The organism is Cupriavidus sp. CPT47-8839-RL05A (assembly GCF_058792255.1).
Window position 1 is genome coordinate 1 of the sequence record NZ_JBYTEG010000050.1, and the last position, 758, is coordinate 758.

Annotated in this window: 1 protein-coding gene; it reads right to left on the reverse strand. The window is 67.0% G+C overall.

The genetic code is table 11. The features are described from left to right. A partial coding sequence (locus AC3WVS_RS31235) for an SDR family oxidoreductase (protein ID WP_492321733.1) occupies window positions 1-758 on the reverse strand: 758 nt, incomplete at both ends.

Genomic DNA, 758 nt, shown 5'->3' on the forward strand with positions numbered 1-758 from the left:
TCGCTCATATGCACCGAGCGCACCGGGCGCGGCTGGCTCATCAGGATGATCTCGTTGGCGCGCACCGCGAAGATCTGGCCGTTGACTTCGCTGGCGGCCGGGCTGGCAAGGTAGACCGCCACCGGCGCGATCTTGCCGGCTTCCATCTTCTGCAGCTTGGCCACGCGTGCCTTCTCTTCCGGCGTTTCGGCCGGGATCGAGCTGGTCATGCGGCTCCAGGCGAACGGCGCGATGCAGTTCGAGCGCACGTTGAAGCGCTGCATGTCCAGCGCGATCGACTTGGACAGCGCGGCAATGCCCAGCTTGGCCGCCGAGTAGTTGGCCTGGCCCAGGTTGCCGATCAGGCCCGAGGTCGAGGTCATGTGCACGTAGGCGCCGCTCTCCTGGTCCTTGAAGTAGCTGGCCGCGGCGCGGCTGACGAAGAAGGTGCCGTGCAGGTGCACGTCGATCACCGAGCGCCATTCTTCTTCATTCATCTTGAAGAACATGCGGTCGCGCAGGTTGCCGGCGTTGTTCACCACGGCGTCGATGCGGCCGAAGTTGTCGAGCGCGCATTGCACGATGGCATTGGCGCCGCTCCAGGTCGACACGCTGTCGGTATTGGCCACGGCCTCACCGCCGGCGGCGCGGATTTCCTCCACCACGCGCTGAGCGGGGCCAGCGTCGCCGCCCTCGCCGGTCATCGACACGCCGAGGTCATTGACCACCACCTTGGCGCCGGCGGCGGCCAGTGCCAGCGCGATGCCGCGCCCGATTCC